Below are 20,720 nucleotides of genomic sequence, written 5' to 3' on the forward strand. Positions count from 1 at the left end.
AAAGTTCTAGAATTAGTTTTAAAAAAGTAAATCAAATAGCCCATTGAGGACTATCTAATCGTTTTGCGGAGTATATTTTCTAATTGAAATCTGCTTGAACTTGCGTATGAAGAATTTGGCCCAGACATATCCGACTGTTCCTCCGACAAAACAACCGAACACTACTCCTGCATAAATTCCAACAACTCCCCATCCGAATACAAATCCGAACAGGTATGCAAATACACTCTCCAATATAAGTGATCTGAGAAGCGTGATTATCAAGGAATATACTCCTTTTCCCACTCCCTGAAACATCATTGATGACATTATACCGTGAGGAATAGCCAGCACAAACAATGTGAGAACTGATATAGCTGTTGCAATTTGCGGCGCTAAATCAGCGCTTGCTGCAGTGTATGAAAATATTGCTGCGATTTGAGCTGAGAATATATACATCACAATACCTATTGCAATTGAGAATAGAAAACCCAGTTTGATTGAATAGGAATGTGCAGTTTTCAGGTTTACGTGATTGTGAGCACCAAAAGCTACACCTGAAACTGTCAGGACTGCTGTTCCTATACCCAAAAGCGGTATCATCGCCAGCTGAACAATTCTCATTGAAGCTGTATATACTGCCACGGCTGTAGTGTCTGCTGCCATTACAAGCATTGTGTTGATGATAATTGCCAGAGCTGAAAATATGACGTTTTCAAGTGTTGAAGGGATTGCAACCTGAAGGGTGTCAATCATTATCCTGCTTGAATATTTGAAGTTTTTAGGTGATAAATCAAGATACAGGTCTTTTTTGCCCCATATCCAATAGCTCATTACAATACATGACATGCTTGCAGATATTACTGTCGCCCATGCCGCTCCTGCAATTCCAAGGTTTAACACGTAAATGAATATAGGGTCCAGAATAATATTTAAGATTGCTGTTACGGCTATTGCAATTGTAGCGCGCCTCATGTCACCTTCTGATCTAAATATTGCTGATGCAACACCTGAAAATACAAATACGAATAAAAATCCGAATATGATGTAGCTGTAATCCATCGCATATCCTATAGTATCGCCTGCTCCCATGAACTGCAATATAGGAACCATGAACACTTCGATTAGAATAGTAAATATTACAGAAACAATTAAAGACAGCACAACGGCATGAAGTCCTGAGTTGTTTGCAGCATCATAATTTTTTGCCCCTATGTTTCTTGCAACAAGTGAGTTTGCACCTGCACCGATACCGTTTCCAAGTCCTATAAGTACCATAAAAAGCGGTGTGATAAATCCGATAGCAGCCAATGCGTCGGCTCCAAGACCCGCTACCCATATACTGTCTGCAAGATTATAAAGCATAATCAAAAGCATTGACACCATCATCGGCCATGCCAGTTTTCTTATGGCCTTTTTCGGATCTCCCGTAATCATTTCAATATTTTTATTTTTACTCATGTTATTCTCTCTTTTTGTTTAATTCTATTGTTTTAATAGCTATCTCTTTTAAAATCTGTTGCAATAATTCCTTTGTGACATAACCTTTTTGCAAAATTACCTCATCTTCCCACATGTTAAAGATTTTGGCGGCGTCATCCAGTGTCTGCTGGCCTTTTTTTGTAAGTGAAACCTTGTTCTGTCTGCGGTTGTTTTCATCGATTTCACGTACAACCAGTCCCTTTTCCTCAAGCTTTTTAATTGACCTGGCAACGGCACCCTTGTTGATGTTGCATCTCTCAGCAATCATTTCCTGATTTATTTGACTTTGGTTTGCTATTTCAAATAGAAGATGCAGCTGTGTTGAGTTGATATCGTGCTCCTTGAGATGATGGTTAATGAATATTGTATGTCCTCTTGATATCATCGCTATTAGCTTGCCTACAGGAAGGTCTTTGGCATCCATCTGTTTGAATTCTTCTAGTGACATGTTATCAGCTACTGCAAAAATGATGATAAGTCGAATTCATTCTTTTTGACTTCTTTGGTGGTTAAAGCCAGTGTCTTTTGAGGTTTGATTCCTACCTTCTCTTCAAGCTGTGCAAATGTGGAATCAAATCCGCTGCTTCCGGCAGTTACGAAGAATTTGACATTTTCGAATTTGCCTTCATTCTGTTTAATATATGAAATTAAAGGGTTTGCGGATTTTCCGGCCCATACAGGCGCTCCAAGATAAACCATATCATAATCTTTAGGGTCATAGTTGAGAGGTTCCAAATCGATTATCTTTTCCTGGATTGCGTGTTTTCCGCCTCTGGCATAACCCAGTTTTCCCTGATAGTTAACTTTAGGTTTGATTTCTTCAACATCTGCGTTCAGCTTGCCTGCGATTTCTTCTGCAAGTTTTTTTGTAATATTTGTTCTAGAATAATATGCAACTAATGATTTCATTATTATACTTAAGTCTTCATCATATATAAATGTTGCACTGACAACTATTGTCTTTGCAACAGTTAAAAACTATTTCATGTATTTCAATCCGAACTTATGTGACCTTGCAATATAGTCTCCGATTTCAAAATAGCTGTGGGAGACATCATCATAGCATACCGGATTCAGTTTTTCATATGAGATTTTACCTTTCTCATTTAAAACATCCTCTTCGGCTTGAACGTTAACGATTTCACCTGTAATCTGTGTGTGGCTTCCGACTTCAGCCATATGGATGACCCTACATTCCAAAGATACTTTAAATTCATTAATTATTGGCGCATTTACGCATTCCGCATCCTTGAATGTAAATCCGACATCCTCAATCTTGTCTGTATCGTAACCTGAAGCTATTCCCATATAATCTATTTCGCCCACATGTTCAACGCTTGGAAATCCTATAGTGAATTCCTTAGAATGGTGAATGCTTTTTAGTGTTTTTCTTTTTAATGTGGTATTTATCGCTATCATTACTGCCGGAGGATGGTGAGAGCACATTGTCGCAAAGGCAAGTGTGCAGCAATCGGCTTTTCCGTTCTCATCATATGCGCCGGCCACAACTGCAGGAGCCGGAAACATCATGGCTTTGGGTTTTTGATTGACTTTCATAATACTTATTAATTCAAATGTCCTATAAATAAATTTATGAATAAATTAAAAATTGCCAAAAGGATTTCGGATTTGACACAACCTCCAATTATTACAATACCACTGTTTTTAGTAATCTGTGTTATTCTGTCCTTTGAAAATGGAGTTTTTGATTTTGGAAAATTCATTGTCATGGAAGTCATTTCACTTGTTTTCGCATCCATTCTTCCGATTGCAATAATATTATTCTGGGCTAAAAGGTTAAACACAGACTTTGACATTTCAAACCGCCAGGACCGTTATGCTCCCCTTGTCATTGGAATCATATCCTATTTTATCGGATTTCTGATTTGTCTGGCAGTAAATGCTGATAACTTTTTGACACTGCTTCTTTTATGCTACAGCGTAAATACAGGAGTCGTTCTAATAATAACTTCAAAATGGAAAATCAGCGTGCATACTACCGGAATAAGCGGACCTATTGCTGCACTGATTTTGCTTTTGGGTCCGGTTGGTGCAGTCATTGGTGTTATTTATCCATTGGTGATATGGTCAAGGGTTCTTTTAAAAAAGCATACCTTATCCCAGGCAATTTGCGGAGGAGTTCAGGGATTTTACCTGACCGTCATTGAGATGTACCTATACATGTACATTTTAGCCAAACCTCTTAAAGGCATTATAAGCCTTGAGATGTCCTGTCTGTTCATACTGGCAATAATATTTACTCCAGTCGTTTTGGGAATATTGAGCTATATCAATATAGAAAAATCAAAATCAGCTTTTATAATAATTGAAATAATAGGGGCTTTAATGTTTTTTATATTCACCCCTTTGAATGTGTTTTTAATATTTGTTATCCTAACTCTCGCATCTGTTTTTGTGAGCTATTTTGCAGGAGAGGATTTCATCTGGTTTAAAACTATCTTTAAACCTCATAAAACTTAACGTTGACTATTTTACCGGCATCGGTTTTGTTTAAGTCATCGAATTTCTCATCTCCCCATGCATCGACCAGATAGATTTTCTTGTCAGGATTTTGAGCTATAAGATCCTTGATGCCTGTTTCGTTTAGCTGCTTGAAGTCATACATTCCTTCAACATGGCTGTTAGGTATTCCGTAAGGGTCATTCAGCTCTACTGTATATATATCTGTATCGTTTACATAATCACCAAATTCCAGAAGCCCTACACCGGAATTGAATATTACAATATCGCCGTCATTTATCTTGCTTAAAAGATTATTGTAGCCGTTTCCGTCCTCAAGCATTTTGTCATTTGAAGTGACTGTATCAGCTACGGCGCATACGCTTAAAAGCATTATCAGCGCAAGTGAAACCAGAAGTATTCTCCTGTTTTTGATTTTACCGACAAGTATTGAGACTGCAAACCAGAGAACCGCTGATGCAGGTAAAAGATATCTTGCAACAAGAATAGGTTTAAAGACTAGTGAGAGTATGCTTCCGACAGCAAGTGTTCCCACAAACACACCAATACCGCTTAACAGGTAGTAGTTTTCACTGTCAAGAATATTGTCGCTGTTTTTGAAAAGCACTACAATAAAGAATATGAGTGCGAAGATAGCTATCAGCTGAATTATAATTGCGTCGCTATTTGTTGAAAAATACCCCAGACATTTTATGAAGGATTTTACTGTAAGATCCTTAATCCAATATGAATTATGCACCTTTGTGAGCTGTTTTACAAGCGCATAAATCCAAGGCAGATACATTACTATGCCCGCCAGAACGGAAATGAACCATTTCTTAAGTGACTGCTTGTTTAAAATCAGATATATTAGAAGCATCATATACATTACAACTGAAGATATTGCCACAAAGTAATGTGTATATGCTCCAAGAACTGAAAATACTGTGAAAAATACCCATGATCGAGTATCTGAATCCTTTAAAATATTTTTCATGAAGTAAAATGAAAGTAAAAGGAAAACAATACCCAGAGCGTACATCCTTCCCAAAATGAAATGCATGAAAAACTGGGAAAGGCATCCTAAGGCAAAAGTGAAAATACCAACGCTGAGCCATCCATAATCATCTCTGAGTTTTAAAGCAGAAAACAGAAGTATTAATCCGTATGAAATGATTGAGATAATCTTGATTAAAAATAATGAGCTGAAAGAGACGTTTAAAACACCCAGCAGTTTAGCTATTGCCTTTACGATTAGATAATAAAGTGGCGGGTGAACGTCATGAATATTGACGTTGATAATGTCTGTTACTGGAAACTTAACAACGAACAGTGTAAAAAACTCATCGGCATGGATGAAAACACTGTTTAAAGGCGTAAAAATCATTAACCCAAAAATCAACACACTTAAAGCAAATAAAACCTTTCCAAGATTATCCTTATATACATCAATATTCATTTTAATTACCTCTGTAATAATATTATATTTATTTATGTATAAAAAAATTAAGATAGATTTACGAAATCTTCGTAGTTTTCGGATTTGAGAATGTCTTCAAAAAATTTCCTTTTAACCGGACCGAGATTATCGAGATAGTCCTGATAATACTCAGTTAATCTAATCGCTTCATAGTCCTTTTTAATTAATAGATACAGTTTTTCCTTGCATTTTTCTTCTATCGCCATCAAGGCATATCTCGGACCGTTGATTTTGAATGCAAGAAGATCATATTTGTATGTATCATACCATCCGGTTTCAATAAAAATGCCCATCATTATCCGGCCGGCCTCTACGGTATCAAGGAATTTTTCATCTACGGTTTCTGTAATTGACCCTGAGTGCTTTCTTCTAATATAGAGATGGCGCCTTATGATTGAAATCCTTTCGGCATTAAGAAACGTGTAAAAGAAAAACGGCATGTCCTCAAAAAAGATTCCTTCGGGAAATCTTGCTGAAATCCTTTCTATAAATTCCCTTTTAAATATTTTCTGACATGCGCTGACTGAAATGTCAAAGAGAAATTCCTTGCAGTCAAGATGAGTGAAAACGTTATCTTCAAATTCCTCATCGAACCTGTTTAGATTAAACCAGTCATTTTTGCTGTATTCATCATTGTTGTATTTGATAATCTGGAATATGGAAATGTCTGTATCTTTTTGTTTTGCTTCACTGTAAGCTGTCATCAGTGCATCTTCTCTAAAAAAGTCATCACCGTCCAAAAACATCACATATTCCCCGCAGGCAATATCAAGAGCCCTGTTTCTTGAAGCGCCAGGTCCGAGATTTTCCTGATTAATCAGTCTGATTCTATCATCATCAAAATCGCGAATAACGTTTAATGTCCCATCGGTTGAACCGTCATTTACAATTATAAGTTCAAAATCATCGCAGGTCTGGTTGAGGACGCTTTCAATGGCATTTGCAACATATTTCTCCTCATTAAATACTGGCATTATAACTGATATTTTAGTCATTAATCTACACTCATCTGAATTAATTATTAATTATTTTGATTTTTGAATTTAAGTACTTAAATAATAATATGAAAAATATATACTATTTAATTAAATCGATACAAAATATATATGACTTAAACACTAACATAGAAAGTACAACAGAATAATCTCTACACTTTTTTTAACAATAATTGCCGTAAACTATAAATATGTTGTTTAAATGGCTACAATTTTACAAAGTGACTTCAACAACCATTAAATATAATTTAAACCATATATTTTTTAGTAAAGGCCTCAAATCAATAGATATTATGGGAGTTGAATAAACATGAAATTATTATTTTTAAGTAGTGTTTATTTTTTGTCAGTTCAGTTTTTCCCTAACTGTATTGGTCTTCTTCCTTGCATCTTCAGGAGGTGGAATGGTGGAGTTAATTATCTTCACAATTGGTTCAAATTGGTTTAATATTATTTCAATTATTAAATCTATTCGGATTCTAATTAAAGATTGGAGATAATAACTTAATTTCGCCTCATATTCAATGGTAATTAAATATTAACAATTCAATGAGGGGTTTTGAAAACTAAATTTTCCGAGGCCTTTTCCCGGAGATGGACACTATTTAATTACCTATTTAAAAATTAGTTAAATTTATATAAAACTTTAATAATAGACATATGTAGAGAATTACTTTTTAAGTAAACCTCTATTGAAGATGCAAATCTATTGAATTTTTAATGTCTAATAGGGAATATTGTAGAGATTTTTTCTCTGCAATAAGACATTAATTTGATTTTTCTAATTTTTAGAGCAATTATTTTTTTAACAAAATAAGATTAATATCAGAATACTAATCAATATTTAAATGATTTTTTACAATATATTATAGTATATGAAATCCAATAAAATTATTTCTAAAATTAAAAATGTCTTCAAGGCCAAAAAGCCTCATCTGCTTATTGCAGGCGTTGATATGAAATTCATAACTCCTGCAGTCAAATACCTTAGCGAGTTTTATGAAATTGAAGTCGTGGATTTTACCGGAAACAAGGAATTCATCAAAAGCAAGGAACTTAAGGAACTTATGAAATGGGCGGATATTGTATTTTGCGAATGGATGCTCTTTCATACCGAATGGTTTTCCAACAACGTCACCAAAAACCAGAAGCTCTTTATCAGAGCACATAAATATGAACTTACAGTGGATTTCGGTTTTAAAATCAATTTCGACAATGTCGACGGAGTGATATGCGTAAACTATTTCCATATGGAACTGTTCTCAAACATCTTCAAGATTCCCCGTGAAAAGATGTTTTATCTTGGAAACCTTGTTGAGACATCACAGTATTCAAGCAGAAAGGATGAAGGATACAGAAATAATTTAGCTATTGTTGGATACATGCCGAACTACAAGGGCCTCATGAGAGGTCTTGAGATTTTGAACTGCTTAAAAAAGCATGACGATAACTTTAAGCTCTATCTTATGGGAAAATCATATAAGGACACCCACTGGGCACGCCATGAAGAGCAGATTGAATACTTTAACGGGTGTGAGGAGTTCATCGAAAAGAATAATTTAGCAGATTCCGTTATCAACCGTGGATGGGTTGAAAGGTCCGAGATGTTTTCAAACATAGGATATGTCCTGTCTGTCAGTGATCTTGAAAGCTTTCATCTGTCACCTACCGAAGGGTTTGCGGCGTCTACAAACGCTCTTATTTTAAACTGGCACAGCAGCGAATACATATATCCCGAAGAGATTATATTTAAAAACACAGATGAAATGGCCAAATTCATATTGGATACCTATAAGGATGACGATAAGTACAATGAACTTGTCGCATCATTGAAAAGCCAGTGCATTGAAAATTACGGTGAGGAAAGGTTTGTAAGAGAATTCAACAGAATCATGAATTCAAAGACATCATCTGACACCCCGGCAGTAAATTTCAAGGATTTCAAATCAAAATATTATAATAAAAACGGCAATTTAGATAAGGACAAGCTTCTTGAAGGCTTTAAAAACAGCTTCATTGCCCAAAGCGAAGATGAAATTAAAGACATCATATCAAAAAACAATGGAAAAATCACAATATTTCTCTCACAGGACATTGAAAACATGCAGATAAACAATATCTATCAGAAATACAGAAGCGATAATGTCCTCATATATTCCCTGCACTTTTATGAGAATCTAAATGAAGCATATGAATTTATTGAAATAGCAAACGTAGCACACAGAGGCCACGGAAAACTGAACTAGTGATAATCATGTCATCGGAAGTTAAAAGCAAAATACTGATTTATGGAGACTCCAACTTAAATATAATAGACGGTTCAAGCGTCTGGATTGTCAATCTCTCAAAGCTCATTGCTCAGGACGGACAGACACAGGTCGATATATTACTGAAATTGCCTATAAAAAATGATGTCTTAAGTAGGGAACTTGAAAAATACTCAAACTTGAATCTGATTTCACCGAAAAAATATCTTAAAGGCGCCAAAATGATTAATGACGATAACGTCAGCGATATTATCGGTGAAATTGATAAAAACAGCAATTATTCAGCAGTCATAGTCCGTGGAAAAAGCGTAGTCTCAAGACTTGTAAAGACAAAACTCAAAAGCAAAATGATTCCATATCTAACCGATTTCTGCCAGAACAAAACTGAAATCACACAAAAGGAAAAGGATGAACTTTCCCTAATCTATAACAGTGTTGAAAACATGTTCATTCAGACAGAAGAGATGGTTGAATACTTCAAGGATATCCTAAACATTGACGGTGCGAAATTCACAATTTTATCTCCTATTGTTTTTCCATTACCTTCAGTTGAAAAGGAACCTAAAACATTATGCTATGCGGGAAAACTTGCGAAAGGATGGTATATCGAAGAGCTTATTGAAATCATGGCAAAATTATATGAAAAGGACCGTGAAATTAAGCTCTATTTTATCGGAAACAAGTTCAACTATGACCTTTTAGATTATAAGAATGAGGTTACAGCAAAGCTTGAAGCGGCTCCAAATATCGAATACATCCCACAGCTTCCAAACGAGGAAACCAGAAAAGTCATCAACAAATGCGAACTTGGATACGGATTTAGAAGCAGGGACATTGACAATGACGATTCACTTGAGCTTTCCACCAAATTTTTGGAATACGGATTTTTCGACATGCCTACAGTATTGCGTAAAACCAGAATGTATGTTAAAATACTGGGCGATGATTATCCGCTTTATGTTGAAAGCGTGGATGAGGCAACAGAAAAGATTTACAGCTATTTTGCAAATCCAGATGAAAAAATCACTAATATCTCTGAGAAATTCGAAGCTTTCAACAATCAAACAATATATGATAACATTAAAAAAGTACTGGACAGCTATGCGAGTGAAAAGTCCGGTTTTGGCTTTAAAAGACTTAAAAGAATATTCAGGTAAGCTATTTTTTAACCAGCTTTCCGACTTTTCTGAAGTTTTTGGTTAACTTCCAGCTGTTGGATGACAATATTTCCTCATTTTCGCTCATCAACTGTGAATTTTCCTTTTCAAGCTTTTCAATTTCTTTTTTGAGGCGTTTAATTTTATCATTGGCAATGTCAATCTGCTTTTCTTCACTTTCAATAAATGCATTGAGTCCCACAATCCTTTTTTGAACATAGACCTCACCGTCAGCTAAACTGCAGTCGTCGTCATCTAGGGAATTGTCCTTCAATATATTTATCAAAGCGTCAATATTTGATTGAAAATCGTTAATGTATGATTTATATTTGACGTCAGCTGCGTCAAGTATGCTTCCCTTTTCACATATTGCCCAAATATCAGTTTTTGAACCTATATAATCGGAGAGTTTGGAAGGACGGTAAGGATTAAGATTGAATGAATCTTTTGTTAAAAGATCATTTATAACCAGAACGTCGAATTTTGTTGTAAGATTTAAAAAGTCAAGATAATCAATTGTATCCCTGATTTCAATATTGTCTGATATCTCCAGATTCTCTGTTAATTTCATGAATAATTCTTTATTGTTTATATAAAAATGAAAAACCAGTCTGTTTTTGTATTTATGTCTCAGCACTTCAAATGCGTAAAATACATCCTCGAAATGTCTTTTGCTGTAGAGGTTTCCAAAATATCCTATATTGATTTTGGATGAATCGAGTCCTGCATCAAAATCTCTGACATGGTAGTATTCATCGCCAAGCACAGGCTGAGGGTCAATTACTGATTTTGCCATTACAAAGTCTTTGACATCAATAGGAAACTGGTCAAGCATAATCTGGCGCTGATGAGTGTTTGTAAATACGACTTCATCTGCAAAAAGATATGCCACATATTCAACAAGAACATGGAGGTTTGTGGGATTTTCCAAAAGCTTAAAGTCAGTGCCTTCACTTTTATTTAAGTTTTTGATAGCTTCATTGATTTTATCCAAATATTTTGAGTCCTTAACGTCCTTGCCCTTATCTGTGTCACGTCTTCTGTTGTGTATGTCATATAAAAGAGGATCTGAAAACTCGGCAGTCCAGTGGACTTCAGGGTGTTTGAGCTTATATTCAAGTGCAAGGAAATTGTTGGCCATTTTCCAGACTCGGGTGTATATCCTTTTATAGACTTGCCTTTTTTCAAGCTCCATCATGGATTTGTCTACAAAATCAAAGATGCAATTGGGGAAATTGGGATTGCAGTCAACATCAATTACAATCTTTTCATTGGTGTATCTGTCCACATATTTTTCAAATTCCTTATCAAGGCCGTCTTTAACGTTTGCCTGTATGACATCAAACTGTTTTTCCAAAACCATATATCTTTTAGCCAGCACCATTCCCGAAACGTCACTGGATGGCGGAAAGAGATATGATATGACCAATTCATCTGCTGATTTGTTATCGCTCATAAATACACCAAAAAGTTGTTGTTAATATTTTAAATTTAATTGTTAATAAATATTTTCAGAAAAAATTAAAAAAAAGGAAGTTTTATACTTCCCAATATGCTTAAAATGTTTGAGTTCCACTAGTTGGTGAGAGTGAAACACTTTGTGTGTCCATCAGATTGCTATTTGAATCATACAGGTTGATTGTAGCATAATCAGGGTAATAGTGATATGCATCTGCACTGCTGATGTATAGATAACCGTCTGAATGTACTGAAGCAGGAACCATATTTCCATGATTTAAAAGGTTTCCGTCCCTTGAATAGTAAATCTGAACAATAACGCTTTCACCGGCATGTGAAGTTCCCACATAAATCTGAGCATATGTCTTATCTGACTCGGCGCTTCCAGTCGAGAAACTACCTCCCAAAATTGACATTGATGAAGAGGTTTTCGGAGCTGCCTGAGTTTGAGTTGCAGTCTTTTCGGGATTGTTGTCTACCTGTGATGTGTTCTGCTGTGCGTTTGCACTGTTTGCATCACTGGAAGATCCGTTGAATGCATAAAGATAAACAAATGCTCCTGCAAGTACAATAGCGACAATGACTAAAGCGATAATAATGATTTTAGTTGTATTATCCTTTGATTTTTCTTCACTCATTGAATTAATCATGCTTTCATGACTAATTGTCTTTTTATCCAGTGGAGTTCCGCATTTTTTACAGAATTTTGCGGAATCTGAATTTTCACTTTGACAACTCGGACATTTCATTTACCTACACCTAAAAAAATATTTTTTTAGTTAATAATAGTTTATTAACAATGTTTAATAAATATATTTGAAAACTTAAAAAATCAGATAAATGTAATGTGATATGTAGATTAAGAGTTTTCAAAAATATATTTTTTATTAACTAATTAAAAATATTGATTCTAACATTGATAATTTTAATAGTTATTTATGAAAATTTAATTAAATCAATCGAAAAATAAAGTATAATAAAAGAAAAAATAGTTGATTAAATTATTGAAATTTAATCGTAAAATTTACCGAGGAAATCCTTCATCCTCTGATTGTCGGATGAGAACACTTCATCAGGAGTGCCTTCCTCTACGATTACTCCGCCATCCATAAAGATGATATGGTCTGCAACATTACGTGCAAATGCCATCTCATGGGTAACGATAACCATTGTCATTTTCTTTTCGGCCAGATCTCTGATTACCTCTAAAATCTCTCCGGTAAGTTCCGGGTCAAGCGCTGAGGTCGGTTCATCGAAAAACAGTATGTCGGGATTCATCGCCAAAGCCCTTGCAATGGAAACCCTTTGCTGCTGACCGCCTGAAAGCTCACAAGGATATGCGTCTTCCTTATCCTCAAGACCCATCTGTTTTAATAAAAGTCTTGCATGTTCAAAAACTTCCTCTTTTTTTCTTTTCTGAACACGGATTGGCGCGTTGGTAATGTTTTTCATTACTGAATGGTGCGGAAACAGATTAAAGTTCTGAAATACCAGGCCGAATGTCCCGTCAAAGTTGATTTCACCGCTGTCTTCCTGTTCCAAATCAGTGATGCATCTAAGCAGTGTGGATTTACCTGAACCTGACGGTCCGATAATGGCCAATACCTCTCCCCTTTCAACATTGAGAGAAATATCCTTTAAGACCAGATTGTCTCCAAAACTTTTTTTAAGATTTTTTATTTCAAGCAAACTCATAAAATACTCCCCCTATTCATAATAATTCATTCTGTTTTCCAAATGTTCCATTACAAATGCTACGACAATATTGAAAATGTAGTAGAATAAACCTGCAACCAAAAGCGCAGCAATTGATGAATCTGCAGCTGCAATCTGTTTAGCTACTGTAAACATTTCCGGAATTGCAATAACAAATGAAAGAGAAGTATCCTTTACAAGAGTAATTACTTCATTAGTTACTGAAGGAAGAATTACCTTAAACACTTGAGGCATGATAATTATAAAGAATGTTTCAATCTTACTGTATCCCAATACCTGAGCGGCTTCATACTGTCCGCTGTTGATTGATTCAATACCTCCCCTATAGATTTCAGCAAAGTATGCAGCATAGTTAATGGTAAATGCTATGATAACTGCTATGAATCTGTAGTCAGGAGACAAACTCATACCGAATATATAATAAGGTGCGAAAAATACTACAATTAACTGCAACATTAAAGGTGTACCCCTCATGATTGAAATGTAAATCTTCATAAGCCATCTCAATGGAGCGAACTTACTCATTCTTCCTCCGGCAATAAGTAAACCGAGAGGAAGAGAGAATAAAAGAGTAAGCAGGAATATCTCAATAGAGGTAATCATACCGCTAAGTAATTGTTCAATTACTGTACTCAATATCATATAACTAATTCTCCCTTCTTAAACTAATTTACTTATGGTTGGATTAAAGCATCTTCTGAAATACCGTATTTTTCAGCGATTTTAGCAACAGTACCGTCTTTAAACATTTCGTCTAAAGTTTTTTGTACTTGGTCTTTTAAAGCATCATTGCCTTTTTTAAATCCAATACCATATTTTTCGGTTGTGATATGCTCGCTTAAGATTGTGAAATCGTTGGAGTTATCCTTGTTTTTGATGTCGTATTCTGCAACACCAATATCCATAGCTACAGCTTGACATGCACCGGATTCTAAGTCCATGAATGCAGTGTTATAGTCAGCAACTTCAGTTAATTGTCCAAAAGTATCAGCGATAGTTTTGTTAGCATCCTGAAGAGCAGCTAAAGCTGAGGAATCTTTTTGTGTTTCTACAGTTTTACCTTTTAAATCAGCGAGGGATTTGATTCCTGAGTCTGATTTAACAACAATAATCTGTTTGTTGTCAAAGTATGGGTTGGACCATAAGTAGTCGTTTTCCCTACCGTCAATGGTAAATCCGTTCCAAATACAGTCGATAGAACCGGAATCCAATTCAGCGTCTTTTGCATCCCAATCTATAGGTTGGGCCTTGAATGTCCAGTTGTTACGTTCACAAACTTCTTTTGCTAAGTCTAAATCGAAACCAGTGTAGCTTCCATTATCATCTTTGTATCCGTATGGTGGGAACTCTGCATCGAAACCTACAATGAAAGTGTTTTCATCGTTTGCGGTTTGATTAGCGTTATTTCCCCCCAAAAAGTCAAACAAACCTGCGCTTACAGATCCTACCATCATTAAAGATACGAGGACTAAAGCTAAAATAAAACCTATCTTTTTATTCATTTTAAAACACCAAATAGTTATAACTATATCAAATAGTGTAGAAATTATCTACATTAATATTTATATAAAATTGCTATATTTATTTGTTTATATTACATTCACAAAAAAATGCAAAAACTGAACATTAATAAAAAAAGGTTATTTTTTAACAACTCTTCCAGCTTTACGTAGAGGCTTTGTTACCTTCCAGCTGGTTGAGTTCATAAGCTCGTCATTAACTTTCCTTAATGACTCGTTGCTTTTGGTGAGACTGTCTATTTTATTGTTTAATCTTTTGATTTCCTTTTTGTTGGTGTTTATCTCTTTTTTAAGGGATTTGATTTCCTTTCTTTTATCTGAAATGTCGCCGTTTAACCTGTCGACTTTATCCCTATAGTTATCAATTCTCTGCTCGTATCTCACCTTTTGCTTTTCAAGCTCTGTGTTGAGGTCCAGGACATTTATTGACAGTTCATATTCCTTATAAGTCTGTGAGTCTATTCCCTCATAAAATATCTTCCTGATTCTTTCAGGTGAATTCTGGAATACCTCATCACTGTCATATTCCTCTTTTTTGGAGTTGAAATCATCCTGGATTTTGTGGAAAAACTCATCCTTGACCTCTTCGCCCACTTCCGTGAATCTGAAAAATATGTTTCCAATAGTTTTTGCATAAAGACCTTCCCTGTAATCCTCATAAACCCCATACCTTTTGGCGATGTCAATCATCATTTCGGAAATCGGAATGTAGTCCATATAGGTTCTGTTTGTGGAAGTTGTAATTGAATTGTTGCGTATTCTTCTGTAATATAGGTATTTGTCATGGAAATATACCCTCTCGCATCTGAAAAATGATTCGACAAAAAACGGATTGTCCTCAAAAAGATATCCTTCGGGAAATCTCAAATCATCGAGAATTTCTCTTCTGTAGAATTTTGCAGGAGGTGAAACCGCAATCTTGAAAATATAGTTTGAATCAAGGTCCCTGTGTGAGAACACACTGTCACCAACAGTCTCTTTTAGAAACTTCATGTCATAGTAATCGGTTGAAAATTTTTCTCCTGTCTCGTCATTGAAGTTCATCAACTTAAAGATAATCAGATCAAGGGATTTTGCCTTGGCAATGGTATATAGATTTTTTAAGGCGAATTTGGAGAGGATATCATCTGAATCCATGAAATATATGTATTCGCCTAGGGCATTGTCCAAACCTACGTTACGTGCCCTTGAAGGACCGTTATTGTTTTGGGTAAATATTCTGAAATTAGGGTACTGGGATTCGTATTGCCTTAAAATCTCCAAAGATCTGTCAGTTGAGCCGTCATCAATGCAGATTATTTCAAAATCAATCAATGTCTGATTGACAAGACTATCCAAACATTCCTCCAGGTAGTTTTCCACATTATATACAGGTACAATAACAGACACTTTAGGCAAATCTAACACCCAATTTGATATAATTCAAATCCTAAATTCTTGATTTTTTTATCGTAAATGTTTCTTCCGTCAAATATTGCTTTTTGAGTCAGATTTTCATATAAAAAGTCATAGTCAGGGTTTCTGAATTCCTTCCATTCGGTAATAAGAATCAGCGCATCGGCACCCTCGATAGCTTCATATCTTCTTTTTGCAAATTTAACGGCTTTCAGATATTCATCATCTGTGGCCTTCATGAACTCAAAGGTTGCCTGAGGGTCATATGCATTGATTTTGGCACCTCTTTTTGCAAGCTCTGATATTACGACAATTGATGTTGCCTCCCTTACATCATCGGTTCCGGGCTTGAATGCAAGTCCCCATACTGCAAATGTCATGCCTGAAAGGTCTTCACCGAATCTCTCAACGATTTTATTTACAAGAACCATTTTCTGCTCCTTGTTTACAAGTTCAACATTGTTTAGAAGTTTCGGTTCATATCCGTTGGTCTGAGCGGTATTGATTAGGGCCTGCACGTCCTTTGGAAAACAGCTTCCCCCATAACCGCATCCTGCATAGATAAAGTCATAGCCTATTCTTCTGTCAGATCCGATTCCAAGACGGACTTTCTGAACGTCGGCACCGGTAACTTCACAGATATTAGCTATCTCATTCATGAATGAAATTTTGGTTGCAAGCATTGAGTTTGCCACATATTTTGTCATTTCAGATGATTTTATGTCCATCAATACGAATCTGTCGTGATTGAGAACAAAAGTTGAGTATAAATCCTTAAGGGTTTCAAAGACCTCATCCTCTTCGGCTCCTATTACAACCCTGTCAGGGTGAAGACAGTCCTCGATTGCATGACCTTCCTTTAAAAATTCAGGATTGGAAGCCATGCTTATTTTAACATCCGAATTGTTTTCCTCAAGGATTTTGTTAATGTGATCTTTTACCTTAAAACCTGTTCCCACAGGCACTGTGGATTTGATGACAACAAGTGAATCTTTTGTAATGTTGTTTGCAATATCTGAAGCGGCTGAAAAAATATAGTCAAGGTTTGCGCTTCCGTCTTCTGCCATAGGAGTTCCCACAGCTATAAAAATAATGTTTGTATCATCAAGAGCCTCTTTGATATCTGTGGTGAATATCAAATCACCCCTTTCCTGGCTGGTTTCAACCAATGTGTCCAAATTAGGTTCAAAAATAGGCAAAATATTATTTTTAAGTCCTTCGATTTTTTCTTCTACAATATCCACACAGTATACTTTGTTTCCCATTTTGGAAAAACAGGCTCCTGTGACAAGCCCTACATAACCAGTTCCAATAACAGTAATATTCATAATATCCCATAAAATTTAATTAATGTAATAATAAAATTATGTTTCTTTTGATTAAAAAGGTTAACTAAAATATCTTTTTTAGTTTGCTTTTAAATGATGATTGATTATTTTGGTTTGTATCAGCACTTTTCGGTGAGTTTTGCAAATCATTTAAAGTCTCATATAAAAAATCATTTTCCTTAATGAGATTTTCATAATCTTTTTGGCTGAATTCGTTTTTAAGCCTTAAGGGTGAAAGGTATCTGTAGTATTCTATTTTGTCCTTCTGGCTTGATTTTGATTTGATATATTCTTCATCAAGTCTCGCCATCATCTCATGTAAAAGTGGTCTGACTTGAGGAAGGTTTTCGGTGAAATAATCTCTTCTTTCGATATTTCTCAAATAGGCAAAAGCCCTCATGTATACCATCTGAAGGATTTTGTCTGACTTTTTGTTGTATCTGTCCACAACATCCAGATTGTCAAGCATCCTTTTAATAGGTATTGTATAGTCTCCCAGATTGTTTGTGGATGATGTTGGGTTGAATTCACGGTAATAGTAATATGGAGTGTCAGTGTATACTATTGAGCTTGCGGCAAATGCGGTTTCATAGAAAAACGGATTGTCAACCCATGCGCCTCCAGGCTCCTCTTTGAATTTGATATCGTTGTCCTTTAAAAACTGCCTTCTGTATATTCCGGCCCATATTGACGGATGAGCCTTGATAATTGCCGGATAGTCTTCAATTGTAAATGCTGAATTTTGCCTAATCATATCCTTTTTTCCAACATCCCTTTTTATTTCATCTTCAAAGACATGATAGAAGTTCGCTTTAACGACATCGATTTTGCCGTTTTGAGTGAGTGCGTAAAGTGATTCATACATATCTTTGGAAATATAGTCATCTGTTTCAACAATACCTATATATTCGCCTTGAGCATCAGCTATTGCAGCGTTCATCTGATAGCCGTAGCTTTTTTTATCCGAATGGAGTAATTTAACTCTTGAATCTGTGTTTTCATATTCCTTAAGGATTTCCAAGGTTCCGTCAGTTGAACCCGCATCTATGCAGATGATTTCAATATCCTCCAAAGTCTGGTTTAAAACACTTTCAATACACTGTGCGATGTAGTCGGCCACATCAAGTGAAGGCATTATTACTGATACTTTCGGGTTCATGTCAAACTATCCTAAAATTTCCTTATATAAACTGTAAACGTTATCCGCATTGATTTCTGAAGTCATATTATCTGCAATAAAGTATGATCCGGCTCTTGCAATCTTTTTGGACTCCTCAAGGTTGTTTACCGCATAAGACATTTTGCTTGCAAGGTCAATAACATCCCCCTGAGTGTATAAAAGACCTGTTTTTCCGTCCTTTATAAGTTCACGGGTTCCTGCTGAGTCTGCTCCTATTACGAGATTTCCTGACATCATCGCCTCGGCGGTTGTTCTTCCAAACGCTTCTGATTTGGAGCATGTAAATGAAATGTCAGCATTGCCGTAGTAGTTTTCAACATCTTCTTTGTATCCGAGATAGTGAACGTTGTCCATATTTGCGTTTTTGAATATGGTTTCAACCTTTTCTCTTACAGCCTTTTTGCCTTTTCCGACAAATGAAACCTCAAAGTTGGTAAATCCGTTTTCATAAAGCTTTACGCATGCCTTTGCAAATTCAATCTGGCCTTTATAATACTCGAATCCTCCAACCATAATGAATCTGATTTTATCCTTGCTGAAAAGATTCCTGTTTGGCTTGTAGAACTTTTTGGCATCGATACCGTTGTATATTCTAACCAGCCTGTCCTCATCGATAATGCCTGAGTACTTTTGATAGAGGCTGTCGGATATTGTAATTACTCTGTCTGCCTCGCCAATCAGTTCGTTTCCTTCAATTCTGTCCCATAGGGTATTGCTCTGGTCTTCTTCTAAAAATTCACGAAGATGCCATACGAACGGAACCCCACACTCCAGTGCGGCCAGAGCACCCACATAAGAGTAGGTGGTGTTGATATGAACAATGTCAAAGTCATTTCTTTTAATGAACTCGGATATCTTTTCGACTGCCTTTTCGTTGATTTTTTTCTTAGCTTCAACTTCTTTTTGATATTTCTCATCCCTGATTTGGTCCTGTGGAATAACCCAGTCTTTTGACGGAATTGTAATATGTTTAACGTATAATGAGTCAAGTATCTCCTCACCGGTTCCGGGATTTGGAAGGATTACATAAGGCTCTGCCTCATACTTGTTTTTGAGTTTGGCTGCAAGATAGCTCATTGAGAGAAAAGCTCCTGATGAGCGGTTATTATCTGAAGCTATAAACAGTACTCTGAATTTCTCTTTCGCTCGAAGCTGAAGAGCAGGCCTTTTGATTCTGTCGATTTTACGCTTTACCTGTCCGGCAGCCCTTAAAGGCATTGTCACCTTCCAGCTTGTGGAGGATACCAGATCGTTTGTAATCTCTTCAAGAATTGCGTTTCTTCTGATTAAATCCTCATTTGACACTTCCAAAAGACCGTTTTGAAGATGAATGTCAAACAGATAAAAGTCATCATACTTTTCAACGCAGTCATAAAATACCTTGTTTTTCTTCCACAGACAGCCCTTAAAGTCATCGTATCTCTCGTCATCCTGCATTTTCAAAAAGTCCTTTCTGATTTCCCTAAAGAAGAACTCCTTGTACTGCTCCTGTATGTTATTGTATCTTAAAAGAACCAGATTGAGCTTTCTGTTGTAGAGTCTGTGGCGATACTTTTCAAATACGCCATGGTCTATGAATATCTTGGTAATAAGATTGTTTATAATGATTGAATTGACATAACGCCTGTCTCCGGCACCTGTTGATGATGCTGAATGTCTGCGTCTTGTATATAAAAATTTCTGATAAAAGTAAATCCTTTTTGCATATAATAACGTATCCCAGAAGAATATGTTGTCATGGAAAATAAGTCCTTCGGCAAATTTGGCGCCGGTCATTTCGACGAACTTCCTGTTGTAGAACTTGCTCCACGGTGTAACTGACATCTTGAATATCAAATCTCCGATGTCTTCATAATTGAATATATCATCTCCGACTGCCTCTGCAAGCTCCGCCATAGTATAGTCCTGGGTTTCGTAATACTCTCCTGTATCTTCGGCATAGTTGATTGCCTGAAATATCAGGAAGTCCACATCCTTTTCTTCTGCAATTTCCCAGAACTCCTGAAGGGCGTTTGAGTCAAGTGCGTCATCCGCATCCATAAAGTAGATGTATTTACCTGTCGCATGAGGAAGCGCTGCATTACGGGCAGCTCCACCACCTTTATTTTCCTGGGAAAATACTCGTACACGCCTGTCCTTTTCGGCAAACTCATTGAGCATCTCAAGTGAATTGTCCACCGAACCGTCATCGACACATAAGACTTCCAGATCTGTCAGTGTCTGATTGAGTATTCCGTTTATGGACTCTTCCAGGTACTGTTCGGCATTGTATACGGGAATAATAACAGAAACTTTAACCATAA

General features: G+C 36.1%; 18 protein-coding genes. 3 read left to right on the plus strand and 15 right to left on the minus strand.

Annotation, left to right across the window (positions count from 1 at the left end; all coding sequences use genetic code 11):
* Positions 1-54: 54 nt before the first annotated feature.
* From IJL02_RS10245 to IJL02_RS10260, 4 genes are all read right to left on the minus strand, one after another.
* Positions 55-1,440 carry an MATE family efflux transporter gene (locus tag IJL02_RS10245; RefSeq protein ID WP_292816050.1) on the minus strand — a complete coding sequence of 462 codons (1,386 nt, stop codon included), beginning with the start codon at positions 1,438-1,440 and terminating at the stop codon, positions 55-57.
* A 1-nt stretch (position 1,441) separates the two neighbouring features.
* Entirely contained in the window at positions 1,442-1,909 is a 468-nt protein-coding gene (locus tag IJL02_RS10250; protein WP_292816051.1) for a MarR family winged helix-turn-helix transcriptional regulator, read from the minus strand.
* An 8-nt stretch (positions 1,910-1,917) separates the two neighbouring features.
* Complete coding sequence (locus IJL02_RS10255) at positions 1,918-2,370, minus strand: flavodoxin (RefSeq protein ID WP_292816052.1); 453 nt, start codon at positions 2,368-2,370, stop codon at positions 1,918-1,920.
* Between the two features lie 69 nt (positions 2,371-2,439).
* Positions 2,440-3,018: a flavin reductase family protein gene (locus tag IJL02_RS10260; RefSeq protein ID WP_292816053.1), complete on the minus strand. Its 579-nt coding sequence runs from the start codon at positions 3,016-3,018 to the stop codon at positions 2,440-2,442.
* 36 nt (positions 3,019-3,054) lie between these two features.
* Between IJL02_RS10260 and IJL02_RS10265 the strand changes: the two genes are divergently transcribed.
* On the plus strand, positions 3,055-3,942 hold the full coding sequence (locus IJL02_RS10265) for a hypothetical protein (protein WP_292816054.1): 888 nt from the start codon (positions 3,055-3,057) through the stop codon (positions 3,940-3,942).
* Here the strand turns inward: IJL02_RS10265 and IJL02_RS10270 are convergent.
* Entirely contained in the window at positions 3,923-5,380 is a 1,458-nt protein-coding gene (locus IJL02_RS10270) for a glycosyltransferase family 39 protein (protein WP_292816055.1), read from the minus strand. The genes IJL02_RS10265 and IJL02_RS10270 overlap by 20 nt on opposite strands.
* 47 nt (positions 5,381-5,427) lie before the next feature.
* Entirely contained in the window at positions 5,428-6,396 is a 969-nt protein-coding gene (locus IJL02_RS10275; RefSeq protein WP_292816056.1) for a glycosyltransferase family 2 protein, read from the minus strand.
* Between the two features lie 875 nt (positions 6,397-7,271).
* Here IJL02_RS10275 and IJL02_RS10280 point away from each other — a divergent pair.
* Positions 7,272-8,642, plus strand: a complete 1,371-nt coding sequence (locus tag IJL02_RS10280; protein ID WP_292816057.1) for a hypothetical protein — start codon at positions 7,272-7,274, stop codon at positions 8,640-8,642.
* Positions 8,643-8,650: 8 nt separating this feature from the next.
* On the plus strand, positions 8,651-9,820 hold the full coding sequence (locus IJL02_RS10285) for a hypothetical protein (RefSeq protein WP_292816058.1): 1,170 nt from the start codon (positions 8,651-8,653) through the stop codon (positions 9,818-9,820).
* Position 9,821: 1 nt separating this feature from the next.
* Here the strand turns inward: IJL02_RS10285 and IJL02_RS10290 are convergent, their stop codons facing one another.
* The 9 genes from IJL02_RS10290 to IJL02_RS10330 all read right to left on the minus strand — a co-directional run bounded on the left by IJL02_RS10290 (position 9,822) and on the right by IJL02_RS10330 (position 20,718).
* Positions 9,822-11,276 carry a hypothetical protein gene (locus IJL02_RS10290; RefSeq protein ID WP_292816059.1) on the minus strand — a complete coding sequence of 485 codons (1,455 nt, stop codon included), beginning with the start codon at positions 11,274-11,276 and terminating at the stop codon, positions 9,822-9,824.
* Positions 11,277-11,376: 100 nt separating this feature from the next.
* Positions 11,377-12,027, minus strand: a complete 651-nt coding sequence (locus tag IJL02_RS10295; protein ID WP_292816060.1) for a zinc ribbon domain-containing protein — start codon at positions 12,025-12,027, stop codon at positions 11,377-11,379.
* 262 nt (positions 12,028-12,289) lie between these two features.
* Complete coding sequence (locus tag IJL02_RS10300; protein WP_292816061.1) at positions 12,290-12,973, minus strand: amino acid ABC transporter ATP-binding protein; 684 nt, start codon at positions 12,971-12,973, stop codon at positions 12,290-12,292.
* 12 nt (positions 12,974-12,985) lie between these two features.
* Positions 12,986-13,636, minus strand: a complete 651-nt coding sequence (locus IJL02_RS10305; protein WP_292816062.1) for an amino acid ABC transporter permease — start codon at positions 13,634-13,636, stop codon at positions 12,986-12,988.
* 32 nt (positions 13,637-13,668) lie between these two features.
* Complete coding sequence (locus tag IJL02_RS10310) at positions 13,669-14,496, minus strand: amino acid ABC transporter substrate-binding protein (RefSeq protein ID WP_292816063.1); 828 nt, start codon at positions 14,494-14,496, stop codon at positions 13,669-13,671.
* A gap of 138 nt (positions 14,497-14,634) precedes the next feature.
* A complete protein-coding gene (locus tag IJL02_RS10315; protein WP_292816139.1) occupies positions 14,635-15,903 on the minus strand; it encodes a glycosyltransferase in 1,269 nt (422 codons plus the stop codon).
* A gap of 11 nt (positions 15,904-15,914) precedes the next feature.
* Positions 15,915-17,237 carry a UDP-glucose/GDP-mannose dehydrogenase family protein gene (locus tag IJL02_RS10320; protein WP_292816064.1) on the minus strand — a complete coding sequence of 441 codons (1,323 nt, stop codon included), beginning with the start codon at positions 17,235-17,237 and terminating at the stop codon, positions 15,915-15,917.
* Positions 17,238-17,301: 64 nt separating this feature from the next.
* On the minus strand, positions 17,302-18,396 hold the full coding sequence (locus IJL02_RS10325; protein ID WP_292816065.1) for a glycosyltransferase: 1,095 nt from the start codon (positions 18,394-18,396) through the stop codon (positions 17,302-17,304).
* Positions 18,397-18,402: 6 nt separating this feature from the next.
* Positions 18,403-20,718 (minus strand): glycosyltransferase, encoded by a 2,316-nt coding sequence (locus tag IJL02_RS10330; RefSeq protein WP_292816066.1) that lies wholly within the window; start codon positions 20,716-20,718, stop codon positions 18,403-18,405.
* Between the last annotated feature and the right edge of the window lie 2 nt (positions 20,719-20,720).

It is taken from the genome of Methanobrevibacter sp. (assembly GCF_017427765.1).
Taxonomy (GTDB): domain Archaea; phylum Methanobacteriota; class Methanobacteria; order Methanobacteriales; family Methanobacteriaceae; genus Methanocatella.

What these genes read in the sequence shown, in the direction of transcription:
- IJL02_RS10245 (WP_292816050.1), bottom strand. Translation starts at nt 1,440, where the DNA reads ATGAGTAAAAATAAAAATATTGAAATGATTACGGGAGATCCGAAAAAG.
- IJL02_RS10250 (WP_292816051.1), bottom strand. Translation starts at nt 1,909, where the DNA reads ATGTCACTAGAAGAATTCAAACAGATGGATGCCAAAGACCTTCCTGTA.
- IJL02_RS10255 (WP_292816052.1), bottom strand. Translation starts at nt 2,370, where the DNA reads ATGAAATCATTAGTTGCATATTATTCTAGAACAAATATTACAAAAAAA.
- IJL02_RS10260 (WP_292816053.1), bottom strand. Translation starts at nt 3,018, where the DNA reads ATGAAAGTCAATCAAAAACCCAAAGCCATGATGTTTCCGGCTCCTGCA.
- IJL02_RS10265 (WP_292816054.1), top strand. Translation starts at nt 3,055, where the DNA reads ATGAATAAATTAAAAATTGCCAAAAGGATTTCGGATTTGACACAACCT.
- IJL02_RS10270 (WP_292816055.1), bottom strand. Translation starts at nt 5,380, where the DNA reads ATGAATATTGATGTATATAAGGATAATCTTGGAAAGGTTTTATTTGCT.
- IJL02_RS10275 (WP_292816056.1), bottom strand. Translation starts at nt 6,396, where the DNA reads ATGACTAAAATATCAGTTATAATGCCAGTATTTAATGAGGAGAAATAT.
- IJL02_RS10280 (WP_292816057.1), top strand. Translation starts at nt 7,272, where the DNA reads ATGAAATCCAATAAAATTATTTCTAAAATTAAAAATGTCTTCAAGGCC.
- IJL02_RS10285 (WP_292816058.1), top strand. Translation starts at nt 8,651, where the DNA reads ATGTCATCGGAAGTTAAAAGCAAAATACTGATTTATGGAGACTCCAAC.
- IJL02_RS10290 (WP_292816059.1), bottom strand. Translation starts at nt 11,276, where the DNA reads ATGAGCGATAACAAATCAGCAGATGAATTGGTCATATCATATCTCTTT.
- IJL02_RS10295 (WP_292816060.1), bottom strand. Translation starts at nt 12,027, where the DNA reads ATGAAATGTCCGAGTTGTCAAAGTGAAAATTCAGATTCCGCAAAATTC.
- IJL02_RS10300 (WP_292816061.1), bottom strand. Translation starts at nt 12,973, where the DNA reads ATGAGTTTGCTTGAAATAAAAAATCTTAAAAAAAGTTTTGGAGACAAT.
- IJL02_RS10305 (WP_292816062.1), bottom strand. Translation starts at nt 13,636, where the DNA reads ATGATATTGAGTACAGTAATTGAACAATTACTTAGCGGTATGATTACC.
- IJL02_RS10310 (WP_292816063.1), bottom strand. Translation starts at nt 14,496, where the DNA reads ATGAATAAAAAGATAGGTTTTATTTTAGCTTTAGTCCTCGTATCTTTA.
- IJL02_RS10320 (WP_292816064.1), bottom strand. Translation starts at nt 17,237, where the DNA reads ATGAATATTACTGTTATTGGAACTGGTTATGTAGGGCTTGTCACAGGA.
- IJL02_RS10325 (WP_292816065.1), bottom strand. Translation starts at nt 18,396, where the DNA reads ATGAACCCGAAAGTATCAGTAATAATGCCTTCACTTGATGTGGCCGAC.
- IJL02_RS10330 (WP_292816066.1), bottom strand. Translation starts at nt 20,718, where the DNA reads ATGGTTAAAGTTTCTGTTATTATTCCCGTATACAATGCCGAACAGTAC.